The organism is Sphingomonas sp. BL-S-30, assembly GCF_055521475.1.
The window spans coordinates 1,085,505-1,102,091 of record NZ_CM145481.1 but is presented as its reverse complement, the minus strand read 5'-3'; the positions used below and the strand labels follow the sequence as shown (position 1 = coordinate 1,102,091).

The following is a 16,587-nucleotide window of genomic DNA, read 5'->3' as shown; positions in this document are numbered from 1 at the left end:
TCGCGGTTCCGTCCTGTGAGACGCAGGGGGGGCCTGATCCCGCCAAAAAAATGTCATGAAACGCTTGAGCGCACTGCCTTCTCAGCCGGGGACAGGATCAGCCCTTTGCCTGATCGGTGGAACCGCCCGGCCAGCGCGCCGCCTCCATCTTCTTCCACAGGCGGTGCATTATGGCCCGCGCGTTGCCCAGTCCGGCGCGGTCGGTGGTGTCGCGCCAGCGATCGGCGTGATCGAGCAGTAGCGCGATGCGTGGCCCGGGTGTCTGTTCGGCGGCCCAATTGGTGATGGAACCGGCGTTGGTCAGGGTAAGCGAGAGCGTCATCATAGCTATGACCATCGACGTCCAGCGCAGGGCATGCATCTGCCCCGCAGGGCCGGGCAGATCGACGGGGAATTCGGAGGCTATGGGCATGCGAGGCTCCTAGAAGCGGTAATAGATGAACGGGGCGACGCCTTCGAAGCGCATCGCGTCGATGACGAGGATCAGCCCGGCCAGGCCGACACCGACCAGCGGCGCGGGCATGGTGCGGATGCGGATGGCCATGCCGCTCATCCACCGCGTCGGCACAGCGTGAATCGCCAGCCCGACGCCGATCAGCAGCACGATCAGCGGCGAGGCAGTGAAGCCGGCCGGGCTGCCGAACGGATCGAGCATACCGCCGAGATAGGTCATGGCGTCGCCGAAGCTGGCCGCGCGGAAAAAGATCCAGCCGAGCAGGACGACATGGAAGGTGAGCAGCAGCCTCACCCATACCGGCAGCGGCGGCCAGGTTCTCGGCGCGTGATCGGCCCAGAAACGCTCCACCGCCAGCGCGCTACCGTGCAGGCCGCCCCAGATGACGAAGGTCCAGCTCGCGCCGTGCCACAGACCGCCGAGCAGCATGGTCAGCATCAGGTTGCGATAGGTGGCGAGCTTGCCGCCGCGGCTGCCGCCCAGCGCCTCGATATAGAGATAGTCGCGCAGCCATTGCGACAGGGTGATGTGCCAGCGCCGCCAGAAATCCTGCAGCGAGGTGGCACGGTAGGGCTGGTCGAAATTGCGCGGAAAACGGTAGCCGAGCAGTGCCGCCAGCCCGATCGCCATGTCGGTATAGGCGGAGAAGTCGCAATAGATCTGCACCGCATAGCCATAGGCCGCGAAGACCAGGTCGAGCGACGAGTGCGAAGCCGGATCGGCGAACACCGGATCGACGAAGCCGACCGCGAGTTCGGAGGCGATCACCGTCTTCTTGAACAGGCCCCAGACGATCAGCAGCAAGGCCATCGACACCATCGACCGGTCGAGCTTCGGGCGCGTCTGGAATTGCGGCACGAGATCGGCCGCGCGCACGATCGGCCCGGCGACGAGGTGCGGGAAGAAAGACATCAGCAGCAAGATGTCGAGCAGGGCCGCCGGCTCGACGCGCCGGCGATAGACGTCGACGACATAGCTGATGCCCTGGAAGGTGAAGAAGGAAATGCCGATCGGCAGGATCACCCGGAGCATCGGCAGGTCGCGCTCAAACCCGATCGCGGCGAGCGAGGCGCCGACCTGTTCAGTGAAGAAGTCGAAATATTTGAAGAAGCCGAGGATGACCAGATTGACCGCCACGCCGCACAACAGGAGCAGCTTGCGCCGGTCGGCAAAGCGATCGTTCGCGAGACCCGCGGCGACCGCCCAGTTCATCAGCGCGGAGAAGATCAGCAGCGGCACGAAACGCCAGTCCCACGCGCCGTAAAAGACCCAGCTCGCGACGAGCAGCAGGATCTTGCGCCACTCGTTGGAGCGCATCGACCAGACCAGGGTGAAGACGAAGAGAAAGAAAACGCCGAAGGTGAGCGTCGGAAACAGCATGGTTATTCCGCGGATGCGGCTCCCCTGTCGAGGTCGGCCTGGAGGCGCCGAGCGATCTCCAGTCCGCCCGCGGTGTTGAAATGGACATAGTCGCCGCGCATCAGCGGCACCTCGCGCTGGACCCAGTTGCGGGCCGCGCAGGGGCCGCCCATTCGGGCCTGCCAATCCCACAGGGCAAGGCCCATCTCACCCGCCACCCGGCGCTGGATGTCGCGTACGGCAGCGAGGGCGGGCGGCGCGAACAAGGTGGGTTGATCGCCGGCGCCCTCGCAGCCGACCAGCGCGCCGGGTGCATTGGTGCGCAGCGCGGGCTGGCGACTGAGCGAATCCGGGGCGCCGAGCAGCAGTATCGGGACGTTGCCCGAGAGCAGGCGCAGCCGGGTGATCTGCGAGCGGAGCACGGCCTCGAACGCGACCGGATCGAAATGCGGCGCGAAGCCTTCGTTGGTGCCGAAAGCGAGGACGATCAGGTCGGGGCGATAGGCTTTCAGTTCCTCTGCCATAACGGCATCGTCGGTCCGCGCGAAATGGGCGAGTTGCGATCCGACCACGCCGAGATTGGACAGGGCGATGCCGCCATCGTCGCGGAAGGTCGCCCAGGACGTGAGCGTGAGAGGACGCCCGTCAGCGACAATCTCGACTGACGCGTGCGGCACGGTCGAACGGATCGTTCGGCAGGCCGGCCGCCGCGACGGCGCCGTGAAATCCAGCCGGTGCTGATCATCTCCATCGAACCGGACGCTGACGCCGCCAGCGTCCGGGCCACCGATTGCGCAGAGGATGAACCGGTCGAACGCCATGCCCGGCGCGGCATTCAACGCCATGCTCGCGCCGACACGTGTCGCGGTCATGCTGAAGCCGGAAAGACCGAGCGGCGGCCGCGGTGCAATGGCGCCCTTGCCGAAGGTCGCGCCGATCGCCCAGCCGGACGACATGGAGACCGTGACACCGCGCGTGACATATCCGTCATAGGGGCGCCCCGGCGGCAGCACGCCCCTGCCGCCGCCGCCGAACCGCGCCTGTAACAGGTCCCGCCACGCGCCCGTCACCGCGTCGCCGGCGGTATGGCTGTCGCCGATCTGCAGGATATGAACCGGGGCGACGCCCTTCGCGACCCGCACGGCCTCGAGCCTGGCGAAATAGGGTGCCAGCGCCTCGGGGTTGCACAGCGGTCCGGCACAGGTCGACGCCGCCGCGGGCGCCGAGAGCGCGGCCATGGTCATCAATGCAAGCTTCACTTCGCGGCTTCCCCGCCCCCGGTTGCGGGCGTACCGGCGACGGTGCGCGCGGCATCGGCATAGTTGCGGATTCGGCCGGCCAGCCCGCGCGTGATCCAGAGATAGCCGGTCATCGACATGTGCACGCCGTCCGCCGCGCGGATCAGCGTGCGCTTGCCGGACTTCGGGTCGTTGAGATAGGTCGCGAAATTGCCCTGCGCGTCGGAGACAACCGGCCGCGTATCGATGAACGGCACGCCGAGCTTCGCCATCCGCTCGGCATAGAAATCATTGATCGCCATGACATCGGTATCGAGCGATTCCTTGCCGATGCGCGGCAGGCCGACCCAATAGACCATCGCGTGATGGCGGCGCAGCAAGGCGACGTAGCGATCGAGGCGTCCGCCGACCTCCTGCTGCCAGAGCGGTCCCATGAACTTGGCATATTTGCCCTGGGGCGTGATGATCCCCTGCGCATCATTGGCGCCGAACGAGATGATCGCGATGTCGAGCGGCGCGTCGCCGAGTTGTTCGGCGGCATGGGTTTCCAGGTTCAGGCTCTTGTAGCGGGTGAAGCCGGTGGCCGGCTGGCTGTACTTCACGACCTCATAGCCTGCCTTGTTCGGCAGTTGCTGCGCCAGCCCCCACCAGACACCGTCCCCGAAACTGTCGCCGAACACGCCGACCTTGATCCGGTTGCCAGTCGCGACCGTTTTCACCAGTTGCTGGAACGGCGTGGCATATTGGCGGATGAGCGCATCCTCCGCCTGCACCGATACGGGCATCGGCCGGGCGATGGCAGGACGGACGGGCGAGACCGCCGCCGCGGATGCGCTGCTGCCGGTCTGGAAAGCCCAACCGATCGCCGCCCCTACCGCGGTGCCCAGCAGGAGCACCGCCGTCCGGTCGAGCAGGATACGCAACGGGGGACGATTTGAGGAAGAAATCAGGTCGATTTGGCGCGCGGCGTCCTGCGGCGCTTGCACTGTACCTTGCAACACGGCGTTCATACTTTCAGCGGGAGAGTGTATTCTATCGAACGACGCACTCATGCGCTCTTCACTCTCCCTTTGTCTATAGACTCACGAGCGATTGCAGAATTTTACGGTACGGCGGCAACTTTGTCCGCAAACATCACAAGAAATCATGATAAGTATTACTTGGCTATTTCTTTGCGGACCAGGCACCAACTGGCGACACAGATGGCGTCAGCGAGATTTCGAATAATCAGGCGCACCGGATCGGATAATTTCCATGGATAGAATAGATACGAATTTCGATTGGATCGTCATTCGCAGTAGCATCACAATGAAGGAGGAGGTTCTTCGTCAAACCTCACAGTGAACGCGAGGGATTCCATCGGGATTCGCTGATCGACTCCGACCGGATCGGCTATTGTCCCCTTCTGTTCCAGCGTGAACGACAGGCAGGTGGAAGCCAGGCGCGCAAGGCGGTAGGAACAGGCGTGCCCTCCCCCCCGCCCCTTCAGAATTCCCCCGATCGAAGCGGGAGTCGATGGAGGCCGGGCCGCCTTTTGGGCATGGCCTTGTGCGTCACACTATCGATCGGCGGCTGCAGCCGGAACGAGCACGGCAAGCATGACGGCCTCGTGCGACTGTCGGACGACGAGGTGAAGAATCTCGATCCGCAGAAGATCTCCGATCTCACCTCGCTTCGCGTCGCCGAGGATCAGTTCGAGGGGCTGACCCGCCACCGCGGCGACGGGCAGGCCGAGTTGGGTCTGGCGAAGGCGATGCGCTGCACTGCGGACAAGCTTTCGTGCAGTTTCACCCTGCGGCCCGGTCTGCGCTTCTCGGATGGAACGCCGATCACCGCCACCACCTTCGCGGACGGTTTTGCCCGGCTGCGCGACCCGAAAACGACTGCGCCCAATGCCAAGCTGTTCGAGGGCATCTCAAGCATCGCCGCCGCCGATCCGGCGACGGTCACCGTTACCCTGCACCGCCCGCTCCCCTGGCTGGCCGAACTGCTCGCCCAGCCCGCGCTCGCGGCACTGCCGATTCACCGGATCGCCGCGGCCGGCGACCGCTGGACCAGCGACCGGCCGCTGGTCACCTCAGGGCCGTACCGTCTGACCGGCTGGCGGCTGGGCGACCGGCTGACCCTGGCGCGCAACCCGGCCTGGCACGACCGCCCGGCCCCAACCCCGATCATCGTCTGGCAACCGGCGGAGGACAAGCTGGCGGCACTCCGGCGCTTCCGCGGGAAAGAGGCGGATACGATCAGCGACATTCCCGGGAGCCGGATCGACTGGGTACGCCGGCATTTGCCCGGCGCAGCGCGGATCGCGCCTTATGCCGGCACCTATTATCTCGCCTTCAACACCCGCAAGCCGCCGTTCGACGATGTCCGGGTCCGCCGCGCCCTCTCGATGGCGATCGACCGCGACTGGATCGCGACCAGGCTGATGGGCACCGGCGAGACCGGCGCGCTCGGCCTGGTACCTCCAGTGCTCGGCGGGCACGACCTGAACGTCTTCGCGACGACCGATCGTCCCGCGGCTATTCGCGGCCTGCTCGCCAGAGCGGGATATGGCCCCCGACATCCGCTGGTGTTCGATGTCCGGTTCAACAGCGGCGGCGACCATCGGCGGATCGCGGTGGCGCTGGCGGCGATGTGGCGGCCTTATGGCGTCGAGGCGCGGCTGCTCAACAGCGAGGCAGCGCTGCATTTCGCCGCGCTGCGGCTCGGCGATTTCCAGCTCGCGCGGTCCGGCTGGATCGCCGACGTGCCGCGACCGGAGAATTTCCTCGCCGTGCATCTGAGCAATGCGGGCGCCGTCAATTATTCGGGCTATGCCGATCCTGACTATGACCGGCTGATCGCGCAGGCGCTCGACACGGTCGATCCCGCCGCGCGTGCCGCGCTGCTCACGACGGCGGAGGAACGCTTGCTGCGCGCGGCGCCGATCCTGCCGATCTATCATTATGTCAGCCGCGCGCTGGTGGCGCCCGACGTCCGGGGATGGCAGGATAATGCGATGAACATCCACCCCAGCCGCCTGCTGTACCGGGATTCGCGATGAAGAGCGGCGCGCTGCTCCTGGTCGTGCTCCTGCTGACAAGCTGCGGCCGGCGATCGGACGCAGGGCCCGTCGTGGTCAGCGCGATCGGCGCGGCGCCGGGGCTTGCGGATTCGTCGCTGGGGCCGCTCGCCACGCCGTCCCGCCTGCTGGTCGATTCGACCGCTCAGGGCCTGGTCCGCTTCGATGCCAGCGGGCAGATCGAGCCGGGCATCGCCGAGCGCTGGATCGTGATCGACGACGGCATGAGCTATATCTTCCGCCTGCGCGACAGCGAATGGAGCGACGGCCGGCCGGTGAGCGCCGAGGAAGTGGTGACGATCCTCCGCCGCCAGATCGGCCCCCGGTCGCGCAACCCGCTGCTGCCGTTCCTCAGCGCGATCGACGAGATCGTCGAGATGACCCCGCAGGTGATCGAGATACGACTCAAGCGGCCGCGCCCCGATTTGCTCAAGCTGTTCGCCCAGCCCGAGCTTGCCCTGTTCCGCGCCCGGCCGCCGGGCGGTAGCGGCCCGTTCCGCATCACCGAAACTCATCGCGACGGCATGATGCTGCGCCCCGCCTTCGATCCGGCCCGCTCGCCCGACGACGAGGCCGCCGAGCCGGGACCCGAACAGAATGTCCGGCTGATCGGCGAACGGGCGTCTCGCGCCATTGTCCGATTTGCCAAACGCGATTCCGACATGGTCACCGGCGGCAGCTTCTCCGACTGGCCGCTGCTCGCCACCGCCGAGATCGCGCCGGCCAACCAGCGGCTCGATCCGGCCGCCGGCCTGTTCGGCCTGACGATCGCCAGCCGCAAGGGTTTCCTCGCCGAGGCAGCGAACCGAGCGGTGGTCGCCCGTTCGGTCGATCGCCAGGCGATCGTCAGCGCCTTTGCCCCCGGCTGGAACGCAACTGCCCAATTGCTGCCCGACCGGCTGGATTCCGCGGCGGCGCCGACCCCGGGCTGGGTCGCCTCCGCCACCGATACGACCCCGGCGATCGACCGGGTGCGCGCCTGGCGCAAGGCGCATGACGGGCCGCTGATGCTGCGTATCGCGCTCCCGCGGGGGCCCGGCTCCATGATCGTCTACGGAATCGTCGCGGCGGGGCTGCAGCGGATCGGCATCGACACGCAGCGAGTGGCGATCGACGCCGATGCCGATCTGCGGCTGGTCGACGCGGTCGCCCCCTATGACAGCGCGCGCTGGTATCTCGCCACCGCCTGCCAGCCCTGCGGCGACGACGCGCAGGCAGCGGTGGATGCAGCCCGCGATGCCCCGACACTCGAGCTGCGCGCCACCCGGATCGCCGAGGCCGACGCCGCGGTGGCGGCCGATATCGCTTATATTCCCATCGCCCGGCCGCTACGCTGGTCGCTGGTCGCGCTGCGGCTGGGCCAGTGGCAGGGGAACTCTCGCGCCTGGCACCCGTTGAATCACCTGCGTAACGACACCAAATGAGGTGATATGGCCAACCGTGCGACCCGAATGAGCCCCGAGCCCCTCGGCAATATCGCGAGCAGCCTGACCGGCAGCGACGCCGCGTCAGTGCGCAAGCGCATCGTGGCGATGGAGCATCTGCTCGAGGGCCTGTTCACCATTCCCGGCATCAACCGCAAGGTTGGGCTGGACGTAATCCTGGACATCATCCCGATCGGCGGCGGTGCCGTCGCCGCGCTGATGGGCGCCTGGATGGCGTGGGAAGCCCGCAATCTGGGCATGTCGAAATCGCAGATAGCGCGTATGGCGGGCAATATCGGCATCGACTTCCTGCTCGGCCTGATCCCCTGGGTCGGCGCGGTCCCCGATCTCTTCTTCCGATCGAACACCCGCAACCTGCGGATCATCAAGCGCCATCTCGACAAGCACCATCCTTCGACGGCGGTGATCAACCAATAACGCCGTACGGGCCGCGCCTCAGCGCGACCCGCGCCGGATCTTGCCTCAGCGGGACCCGCGCCAGATTTTCAGCGCCGCTGTCGCCGGCAGGCCGCCACTGCCCGCCTTGCAGCGTTCATAGGCGAAGCTCTTGTCGAGGCAGATCCACAGTTCGTCGAGCCAGCCCTGGCGATTGGCGGTCACCCGGATCGCGTTCGCCGGCAGCCCGGGATTGGCCTTTGCCATTGCCGCTGCGAAACCGCCCGCCGTCACATTGCCGCGCGAGAGCGCATCCATGTCCGGATAGCGCAGCTTCGCATAAAGCCCGGTCGATCGCTCGAAATAGGCAGCCGGCGTGGTGCGCATGCAGGTGCCGTGCTTGGCCCATTCGTGCTGGAGCAACTGCACCGAAGGCGTCGCGCAGAGATGCTTGCGGATCACCTGGCGCGGCAGGATCGCGGTCGCGGTGCAATATTGCGGCCATTCCTTGCCCACCCCGTCGGGCCATAGCCCGTGCAGGGTGAAGCCGAAGCGATTGCCGCTGCCGCATTCGAGCCGGGCCGAGGCATTGCGCGCATTGTCGTGGCAATATTGCGGAGCCCAGGTGACGGCGAGCGTATAGCCGCCGATCGGCAGCACGCGCTTCGGCTCGCTGCGGCTCGGCAGGTCGGGCCGCGGACGGGCGAGATTGGCGGGGATCGCGCATTGATAGGCCTGGGCCTGGGCGACGCCCGGCGCGGCGGCGAGCAGGGCCGCGATGATGAGCGCCGGCTTCATGCGGCGGCTCCCGCCCTGGCGCCGAACCAGGGCCGTGCGTCCGGGCGGAACAGCATCACGACCGCATAGGCCTGAAGCACGGTCGAGAACAGGCCGAGCAGGCCGCTCAGCCCAAGCGAATAGCGCCCGCTCGGGATCGCATACAGCGTCCACGCCAGTGCCAGCGCGATGAAGATGGCGAGTATCCATTTGGCGATCATGCTCCCCTTGCGTGCGACCAGAAACCACAGGACCAGAGCGATGACGAAACCGATCGCGGTCATGAGCGGCAGGGTCGCGTCACCGAACATCTGGGGCTTAAGCAACGCCCGCTCCTCCCGCTCCGACCAGGACAGGACGGTGTTCACCACATCCACGCCGATGGCGGCGAGATAGAAGCGTTCGAACTGAATGATCGATTTCGGCCGTTCCATCGACTCTCCCCCACCAGCGCTGTCGGCGACAGCTTAGTCCTCTTTTGTTCTCATGCAACCGTCAGGTGGCGGCGGTGAAATCAAGCCCGATATCCGCCGCCGGAGCGGACTGAGTCAGCCGCCCGACGCTGATGAAGGTCACGCCGGTTTCAGCGATCGCGCGGATCGTATCGAGCCTTACGCCGCCCGACGCCTCGGTCGGCACGCGACCACCGATCAGGGTCACCGCGCCGCGCAGCATCGGCGGATCCATATTGTCGAGCAGCAGATGCGTCGCGCCGGCAGCCAGGGCCGGCTCGATCTGGTCAGTCGAATCGACTTCCACGATGATGCGCGCGATCCCTGCCTCCTTCGCGCGCCGCACCGCCTCGCCGATCCCGCCGGCGACCGCGACGTGATTGTCCTTGATCATCGCCGCGTCCCACAGGCCCATGCGGTGATTGGTCGCCCCGCCCATCCGCGTGGCGTATTTCTCCAGCACGCGCAGGCCCGGGATGGTCTTGCGGGTATCGAGCAAGGTGGCGCCGGTGCCGAGGATCTTGTCGACATAGCTGCGCGTCAGCGTCGCGATGCCCGAAAGGTGCTGGACGGTGTTGAGCGCCGATCGCTCCGCCGTCAGCATCGCCCGGGCGCTGCCCTCCAGCCGCATCAGGTCAGTGCCCGCTGCGACCCGGTCGCCATCCTGGACCAGCCGCTCGATCCGCACCTCGGGATCGAGCGACCGGAAAAAGGCCTCGGCGATCGGCAGGCCGGCAACGACGATCGCGTCGCGGCTGTCCATCACGCCGGTGAAGCGGGCATCGGCCGGAATGACGGCGGTCGAGGTGATGTCGCCCGCATCGCCAAGATCCTCGGCCAGCGTCGCGGCGACAAAGGCCGGCAGGTCGAAACCGGGCAACGCCCAGTCGGTCGCGCCGTCCGGCAGTGCCGGAGAGAGAGTGCCCGACATCATCATCCGCTCCGCCGCTGCTTTGGGTCAGCATTGTCGACACCCGGCGGCGAACGCAAGCATCCAGCCCGTCGCTGCGCAACAAAACCGATGCATCGCCCGATGCCGAAACCGCCCATGTCCGCCAACCACCCGCCGACGTTACACCTCGGGCAGCAGGTGCCCGTCGATCGCGACGGGAATCGCCTCGATCAGAATGAACACCACGCGACAGGGTTCGGTCCCGGGGTTGCGCCAGAGATGACTCGTGCCGCGCTGGATGACGATGTCGCCGGTCTCGAGATGCTCGACCTCGCCACCGTCGAGCTGCAGCTCGATCTCGCCATCCAGGATGATGGCATAGTCGATCGACCAGCTGCGGTGGGTGCGTGATTTCCGGCCCGGCAGGAAATCGACGACGCGGATCATCGATCCGCCTTCGTCGCCCGGCATCCGATCCCCGTCGCTGTCGTCGTTGAGATTGGCGGGCACCTCGGGTGTCGCCCAGACCTGCGCCAGGGCGGCCTCCCCCGTGCCGGTGGTGACCGGGCGCAAGGTGTCGACGCTGTCCACGATCGACCAGCCGGCATCGTCATGCCCGGTCACGATCCTGCGGAACGGCGCGGTCATAACCGGACCACCGGGCAGGCCCTTCGCTTTTTTCTTGCGGAAGAACATGATCCTACTCCCCTCCCGCCTGGGCGACCCTAGTCGCCCGTCACCTTGACCGGCCCGAGATCGCCCATGCCGACCGTTGCGCTGGCCATGGACAGCATCGCGTCGAGGCTCTTCTTGGCGCGGAGGCGCAGGCCCTCCTCGATCTCGATGCGCGGCTCGAGATCGCGCAGCGCGACGTACAGCTTCTCCATCGTGTTGAGCGCCATGTACGGGCAGATGTTGCAGTTGCAGTTGCCGTCGGCACCGGGCGCGCCGATGAAATTCTTGTCCGGCACCGCCTTCTGCATCTGGTGGATGATGTGCGGCTCGGTCGCGACGATCAGCGTGTCGCCCTCCATCGCCAGCGCATATTCCAGGATGCCGCGGGTCGAGCCGACATAATCGGCATGGTCGAGGATATAGGGCGGGCATTCCGGATGCGCGACGACGGGCGCGCCGGGATGCTGTAGCTGGAGCTTGAGCAGCTCGGTTTCGCTGAACGCCTCGTGCACGATGCACACGCCCGGCCAGAGCAGCATGTCGCGCCCGGTCTTGCGCGCGAGATAGCCGCCGAGATTCTTGTCCGGGCCGAAGATGATCTTCTGGTCCTTCGGAATCTGGGCGAGGATCTTTTCGGCCGAGGAACTGGTGACGATGATGTCGCTGAGCGCCTTCACCTCGCAAGAGGAGTTGATGTAGGTCAGCGCGATATGATCGGGGTGCGCGGCGCGGAAGGCAGCGAACTGCTCGGGCGGGCAGCTGTCCTCCAGGCTGCACCCGGCGTTCATGTCGGGCAGCACCACGATCTTCTGGGGCGACAGGATCTTCGCGGTCTCCGCCATGAAGCGGACGCCGCAAAAGGCGATGACATCGGCGTCGGTCGCCTCCGCCTTCTTGCTGAGATCGAGGCTGTCGCCGACGAAATCGGCAATGTCCTGGATCTCCGGCTTCTGGTAATAATGGGCGAGGATGACCGCGTTGCGCTCCTTGCGCAGCCGGTCGATCTCGGCCCTGAGGTCGAGCCCGGTGAGCGTGCCGCCGATGCCGTTACGTGCGTCCATGGTTACTTCCTATTCCCCAAAACCTGGTCGAGCGAGCGGGTCGTGTCCCAGACCTCGCTATTGTCTTTCGCCTCGTCGGCGAAGCGCACCTTCACCGTCACGTCCATGCCCGCCGCCTTGAGCGGCATGGCGAAACTCCGCTCCACCGCCCGGCGCGTGGCGTCGCGGGCGAGGTTCATCGGTACCGCTTCATGCGCCTGGCGCACCAGCTCCTGCTGACCGGCGCGGCGATTGGCGTCCTGCAGCTTCGCATCGGCATCGGTAAAGGCCGACAATATGCCACCCTCACCATATTCGCGCATCTGGGTGAGGTCGATCTGCGGCGGGGAGACCTCGATGGGCGGCAGCACGACGCCAAGCGTGCGCGTGCCGGCATCCCAGGACACGTCCTTCTGCCGCAGCTTGGCGAGATCTACCTCGTAGCGGACCATGCCGGGCATGATCAGCGTCTTCTTCGCGCTCAGCCCGAATTGCGACTGAGTCGAGGTCGTCACCGCCACGAACCGCGCGGCGAAGGCCGACAGGCGGTTCTGCTCCTTCAGGCCCTGAAGCGAGGCGCTCGCGATCGTCACTGGATCGGGGCCCTTCATCTTGCCGCTGACATAATAGCCGAGCGCCCAGAAGCCACCCGCGATGAACAGGGCGATCAGCGCCAGCGCACCGGCGAACTTGCCGAGGAACCTCATGCGGCCATCTCCCAGTCGTCGCCCCTGAGGGAGACAACGCCCCGGTCGCGCAGATCGATCAGATGGGCAAGCACGGATCGCTCCGCCGCGGGAAACAGCCGGGGGTCGATGCCGACATACATGCGCTCGACCATCGCCGGGATCGCCCGGGGCTCGGCACGCAGCAGCCGCAATATCTGGCCCTCGCGCTGCTTGCGATGGCCGATCATGCCGCGGACGAGGCGGCGGGGATTCTCCACCGGATCGCCATGCGCCGGGTAATAGATGCGGTCGTCGCGGTGCATCAGCTTGTCGAGGCTGGCCATATAGGCCGCCATGTCGCCATCGGGCGGCGAGACGATGGTGGTCGACCAGCCCATCACATGATCGCCGGAGAACAGCGCCTTGCTCTCGGACAGCGCGAAGGCGAGATGGTTGGAGGTATGGCCGGGCGTGGCGATGGCGGTGAGCGTCCAGCCATCGCCCGACACCGATTCCCCATCGGCCAGGACATGGTCGGGCGCGTAATCGCCATCGAACGACGCGTCGGCGCGGGGGCCGAGATCGTCGAGCGCCAGCGGGGCGCAGCCGATGATCGGCGCGCTGGTCGCTGCCTTCAGCGCGCGCGAGGCCGGGCTGTGGTCGCGGTGGGTATGGGTGATGACGATGGCGGTGACGCGGCGGCCCGCGATCGCGCGGATCAGCGCCTCGACATGGCCGGCATCGTCGGGCCCTGGATCGATCACGGCCAGATCGCGCGTGCCGACCAGATGCGTCTGGGTGCCGGTGTAGGTGAAGGGCGACGGATTGGGCGCGAGGATGCGGGTGACGAGCGGTTCGAGCTGCTCGGCGACGCCAGGTAGTTGCTCGCTCATGATGGCGAGATGGCGGGTCGGCGCCGGGATGGCAAGTGGCACGGAAAGCCCCTCCCCCGAAGGGGAGGGGTGAAGATCGCTCAGTTTGCCCTGGCGATATTCTCTTCCATGTCCTGGATCGCTTCGTCGATCGCCTTGATCGCTTCGTTGCGGGCGACCTCGCCCATCGCCTGGTCGCTGCGCATGCGGGCCTGCGCGTTGCGCAACCCTTCGAGCGCCGAGCGATAGGCGTTGCGCTCGATGTCCTTGCTCCGTGCCGCCACCGCTGCGCCTTCTCGCGCCGCTCTCTCGATGCGGTTAGTGCAGATGATGATGATCCGCTTGTCGCCCTTCTTCTCGTTGATCACCGTCTCGTGGCGCTGGCCGTCGCCCGGGCAGTTGCGCGAGGAGACCTCGGGCATGGGTGGCATCGGGGGCATGGGCGGCATGGCGCCCATGCCATGGAAGTCCTCGGTCACCATCTTGCCGTCCTTGTCGCGGCGGACGATGCGGACGACCCTGCGCTTGGTGACTTTCCCATCGGGCGAGACGGTGGTGGTGGCGCTGTCCTCGTCATCGCCCCATGCCGGCGGCGCGGGGGGAGCAGGCGGGGCCGGCGGCGCGACCGGTGCGGGGCCGACTTCCTGGACCGGCATCGGCGCGGGGATGGCGCCGACGGCGGGGACGGCCGGAACAGCAGCGGGCGCCGGCACCGGCGCCGGGGCGACGAGCGGCGCCACGGCGGCGATCGGGTTCAGCTCGGCGAGGCTCACGCCGGTCGCCTTCTCCATGCCCGAGCGGACGCGCTCGGCGGCCTGGGTGCCGGAGGCGGTGACGCCCAGCCCGGCCACGGTCAGCATCGCGACCGCGGCACAGCCGCTGACGAGGCGAAGGCGCGACGTCTTGTTGGTGGTCAGCATTCTCAGTCTCCCTTTCAGATCCTCGATGGTGTGCAGGTGGCAGGCGGCCGACACGGCGCCGCCATGCGCCGCCTTGACGATGGCGCAGGCATAGGTGTGCCGCAGCATGGGGTTCTTGCCGGCGAGCACGCGGGCGTCGTTGGCGATCTCCTGGTCGGCACGGAAGGCGCGGAAGGCACGCCAGGCGATCGGGTTGAACCAATGCAGTGCGAGCACCACCAGCGCGATCCAGTTGGCGATCAGATCGCCGCGATGATGGTGGCCGACTTCATGGGCGAGCGCGAGGTCGCGCTCCTCCAGATCGTAGCGCTCGGTGAAGTCGCGCGGAAAGGCGACGTAGCGGCGCCAGATGCCAAAGGCGAGCGGACCGCTGGCCGCGTCGGTCTCGATCAGCTGGATGCCGCCCTCGATCTCCGTCTCGCGCGCCGTCTGGTCGAGCATGCGGCGGACGAAGCGGGCATGCGCCGTGGCGTGCCAGGCAATGAACGCCGCCGCTCCCAGCACCCAGAGCGAGACCAGCAAGGGGCCAAGCGAGGGATTTTGGGCAACGGGCGCGGCGGCGTCTCCGCCGAGCGGCTCGATCACATAGACCGTGATCTGCTCGCTCGCACGGATCACCGGCGCGACTGCGATCTCGCGCCAGGACTGGGGTAAGGGCGGCAGGAACAGCCTGAGCGCAGGCAAGGCCCAGAGCGCATAGGCGATGTCCGGCCCGAAGGCGCGGCGGACGGGGCCGCGCAGCAACAGCACCGCGACCATCAGCACGGCGGAGGCGATCAGCGCCTCGATCGCCCACGCCGTCACGACTTGAGACCCTTGAGCAGCGCCTCGATCTCGGCGATGTCTTCGTTGGTCAGCGCGTCGCGCTCGGCGAGATGGGCGACCAAAGGGGTAAGCTTGCCGCCGAACAGCCGGTCCATCAATCGGCGCGATTCACCCTCGACATAGTCGCCGCGCGCGACGAGCGGTCGATAGAGGTAGCGGCGGCCATCTTCCTGGTGTCCGATGATGTTCTTGGCGAGCAGCCGGCCGAGCAGGGTCTTCACCGTATTGGCCGACCAGTCGCGCTCCGGCGGGATGCGCTCGGCCACGTCCTGCGCGGTCAAGGGCGACTCATCCCAGAGCACCTCCATCACCGCATGTTCGGCATCGCTGATCCGTTCGCTCACGACTCGCTCCCCGTAATGACCACATCTGTAATCGTCGCGATTACATCTGTAGTCAATTGGCTGAACGGTCGATGAATGCGGCGCCTCCCACGCCACCCGTCACCCCGGACTTGTTCCGGGGTCCATCGGGCCGCGGGCGCTGCGCGAGGAACGAGGCACTGGCGGTGCGTACTCGCCGACGAATTCGCCACAGGCCCGATGGATGCCGGAACAAGTCCGGCATGACGGAGAGGGTGTTGCGCTGTAGGTTGCCCAAAAGAGGGAGAGGAAGATGAGCCAGTTCACCACCGTCGCCACCGGTCTGCGCTTTCCCGAAGGCCCCGTGGCAATGCCTGACGGCAGCGTGATCCTGGTCGAGATCGCGGCCGGGCGGATCACCCGGGTGAAGCCCGACGGATCGACCGAGACGGTGGCCGAACCGGGCGGCGGGCCGAACGGGCTGGCGATGGGGCCGGACGGCAAGCTCTATTGCTGCAACAATGGCGGCTTCCACTATGTCGAGCGCGGCGGGCTGCTGATCCCGCATGGCCAGCCCGACGATTATTCGGGCGGACGGATCGAGCGGATCGATCTTGCGACCGGCGCGGTCGAGACGCTCTACAAGGATGGCGATTTCGGCTGCGTGCTGCGTGGGCCGAACGATATCGTGTTCGACGCGCATGGCGGCTTCTGGTTCACCGACCATGGCAAGAACCGCCCGCGCGAGCGTGACATCACCGGCATCTTCTATGCGAAAGCCGATGGCAGCCATCTGGAGGAAGTGGTTTTCCCCAGCGAGAACCCGAACGGCGTAGGCCTCTCGCCCGACGGCGCGACACTCTATGCGGCGGAGACCTATACCTGCCGGCTGATGGCCTTTCGCGTCACCGCGCCGGGCAAGATCGATCCGACTGTGGGTCTCGGCGGCGCGGGCATCCCGCTCTATCGGCCTGCCGGGTACAAGTTCTTCGACTCGCTGGGCGTCGAGGAGAATGGCAATATCTGCGTCGCGACGATCGGCGAGAGCGGGATCAGCGTGATCTCGCCGTCGGGCGAGCTGGTCGAGTTCGTGGCGACCCCTGATCCCTTCACCACCAACATCTGCTGGGGTGGGGCCGACCGGCGCACCGCCTACATCACCCTGTCAGGCACGGGCCAACTGGTCAGCATGGAATGGCCGCGTCCGGGCCTGAAGCTGGCCTATTGAG

At 66.8% G+C, this 16,587-nt stretch carries 17 protein-coding genes; 4 read left to right on the top strand and 13 right to left on the bottom strand.

Features of this window, described 5'->3' with window-relative positions; genetic code table 11:
- Positions 1–97: 97 nt before the first annotated feature.
- From ACZ1I5_RS05030 to ACZ1I5_RS05015, 4 genes are read right to left on the bottom strand one after another with little or no spacing between them, the layout of a single operon-like run.
- Complete coding sequence (locus tag ACZ1I5_RS05030) at positions 98–412, bottom strand: hypothetical protein (protein WP_465172637.1); 315 nt, start codon at positions 410–412, stop codon at positions 98–100.
- Between the two features lie 9 nt (positions 413–421).
- Positions 422–1,834, bottom strand: coding sequence for an MBOAT family O-acyltransferase (locus tag ACZ1I5_RS05025; protein WP_465172636.1), 1,413 nt, complete (start codon positions 1,832–1,834; stop codon positions 422–424).
- A gap of 2 nt (positions 1,835–1,836) precedes the next feature.
- Complete coding sequence (locus tag ACZ1I5_RS05020; protein ID WP_465172635.1) at positions 1,837–3,072, bottom strand: GDSL-type esterase/lipase family protein; 1,236 nt, start codon at positions 3,070–3,072, stop codon at positions 1,837–1,839.
- A complete protein-coding gene (locus ACZ1I5_RS05015; RefSeq protein ID WP_465172634.1) occupies positions 3,069–3,974 on the bottom strand; it encodes an SGNH/GDSL hydrolase family protein in 906 nt (301 codons plus the stop codon). Before ACZ1I5_RS05015 ends, ACZ1I5_RS05020 begins: the two co-directional genes overlap by 4 nt.
- Before the next feature lie 617 nt (positions 3,975–4,591).
- Here ACZ1I5_RS05015 and ACZ1I5_RS05010 point away from each other — a divergent pair.
- Genes ACZ1I5_RS05010 through ACZ1I5_RS05000 form a run of 3 tightly spaced genes read left to right on the top strand, consistent with a single transcriptional unit; the run spans position 4,592 to position 7,977 of the window.
- The gene (locus ACZ1I5_RS05010) at positions 4,592–6,097 is read left to right on the top strand and encodes a peptide ABC transporter substrate-binding protein (protein ID WP_465172633.1); all 1,506 of its coding nucleotides are present in this window, start codon (positions 4,592–4,594) and stop codon (positions 6,095–6,097) included.
- Entirely contained in the window at positions 6,094–7,539 is a 1,446-nt protein-coding gene (locus ACZ1I5_RS05005) for an ABC transporter substrate-binding protein (protein ID WP_465172632.1), read from the top strand. Before ACZ1I5_RS05010 ends, ACZ1I5_RS05005 begins: the two co-directional genes overlap by 4 nt.
- 27 nt (positions 7,540–7,566) lie before the next feature.
- Positions 7,567–7,977, top strand: coding sequence for a DUF4112 domain-containing protein (locus ACZ1I5_RS05000; protein WP_465172631.1), 411 nt, complete (start codon positions 7,567–7,569; stop codon positions 7,975–7,977).
- A gap of 45 nt (positions 7,978–8,022) precedes the next feature.
- Here ACZ1I5_RS05000 and ACZ1I5_RS04995 read toward each other — a convergent pair whose 3' ends face one another.
- The 9 genes from ACZ1I5_RS04995 to ACZ1I5_RS04955 all read right to left on the bottom strand — a co-directional run bounded on the left by ACZ1I5_RS04995 (position 8,023) and on the right by ACZ1I5_RS04955 (position 15,400).
- Positions 8,023–8,733 carry a ribonuclease T2 family protein gene (locus ACZ1I5_RS04995; protein WP_465172630.1) on the bottom strand — a complete coding sequence of 237 codons (711 nt, stop codon included), beginning with the start codon at positions 8,731–8,733 and terminating at the stop codon, positions 8,023–8,025.
- Positions 8,730–9,146, bottom strand: a complete 417-nt coding sequence (locus ACZ1I5_RS04990) for a hypothetical protein (protein WP_465172629.1) — start codon at positions 9,144–9,146, stop codon at positions 8,730–8,732. The genes ACZ1I5_RS04995 and ACZ1I5_RS04990 overlap by 4 nt, the downstream gene beginning before the upstream one ends.
- A 61-nt stretch (positions 9,147–9,207) precedes the next feature.
- Positions 9,208–10,098, bottom strand: coding sequence for a carboxylating nicotinate-nucleotide diphosphorylase (nadC, locus tag ACZ1I5_RS04985; RefSeq protein WP_465172628.1), 891 nt, complete (start codon positions 10,096–10,098; stop codon positions 9,208–9,210).
- A gap of 138 nt (positions 10,099–10,236) precedes the next feature.
- On the bottom strand, positions 10,237–10,752 hold the full coding sequence (locus tag ACZ1I5_RS04980) for a cupin domain-containing protein (RefSeq protein WP_465172627.1): 516 nt from the start codon (positions 10,750–10,752) through the stop codon (positions 10,237–10,239).
- A 29-nt stretch (positions 10,753–10,781) separates the two neighbouring features.
- Positions 10,782–11,792, bottom strand: a complete 1,011-nt coding sequence (gene nadA / locus ACZ1I5_RS04975) for a quinolinate synthase NadA (RefSeq protein WP_465172626.1) — start codon at positions 11,790–11,792, stop codon at positions 10,782–10,784.
- Between the two features lie 2 nt (positions 11,793–11,794).
- Positions 11,795–12,478: a DUF4230 domain-containing protein gene (locus ACZ1I5_RS04970; RefSeq protein ID WP_465172625.1), complete on the bottom strand. Its 684-nt coding sequence runs from the start codon at positions 12,476–12,478 to the stop codon at positions 11,795–11,797.
- Positions 12,475–13,332 (bottom strand): MBL fold metallo-hydrolase, encoded by an 858-nt coding sequence (locus ACZ1I5_RS04965; RefSeq protein ID WP_465173893.1) that lies wholly within the window; start codon positions 13,330–13,332, stop codon positions 12,475–12,477. Before ACZ1I5_RS04965 ends, ACZ1I5_RS04970 begins: the two co-directional genes overlap by 4 nt.
- A gap of 80 nt (positions 13,333–13,412) precedes the next feature.
- The gene (locus ACZ1I5_RS04960; RefSeq protein ID WP_465172624.1) at positions 13,413–15,035 is read right to left on the bottom strand and encodes a M56 family metallopeptidase; all 1,623 of its coding nucleotides are present in this window, start codon (positions 15,033–15,035) and stop codon (positions 13,413–13,415) included.
- Positions 15,032–15,400 (bottom strand): BlaI/MecI/CopY family transcriptional regulator, encoded by a 369-nt coding sequence (locus ACZ1I5_RS04955; RefSeq protein ID WP_372852358.1) that lies wholly within the window; start codon positions 15,398–15,400, stop codon positions 15,032–15,034. Before ACZ1I5_RS04955 ends, ACZ1I5_RS04960 begins: the two co-directional genes overlap by 4 nt.
- A 271-nt stretch (positions 15,401–15,671) precedes the next feature.
- On the opposite strand from ACZ1I5_RS04955, the gene ACZ1I5_RS04950 reads away from it, so the two are divergent.
- Positions 15,672–16,586, top strand: coding sequence for an SMP-30/gluconolactonase/LRE family protein (locus ACZ1I5_RS04950; protein ID WP_465172623.1), 915 nt, complete (start codon positions 15,672–15,674; stop codon positions 16,584–16,586).
- Position 16,587 lies beyond the last annotated feature (1 nt).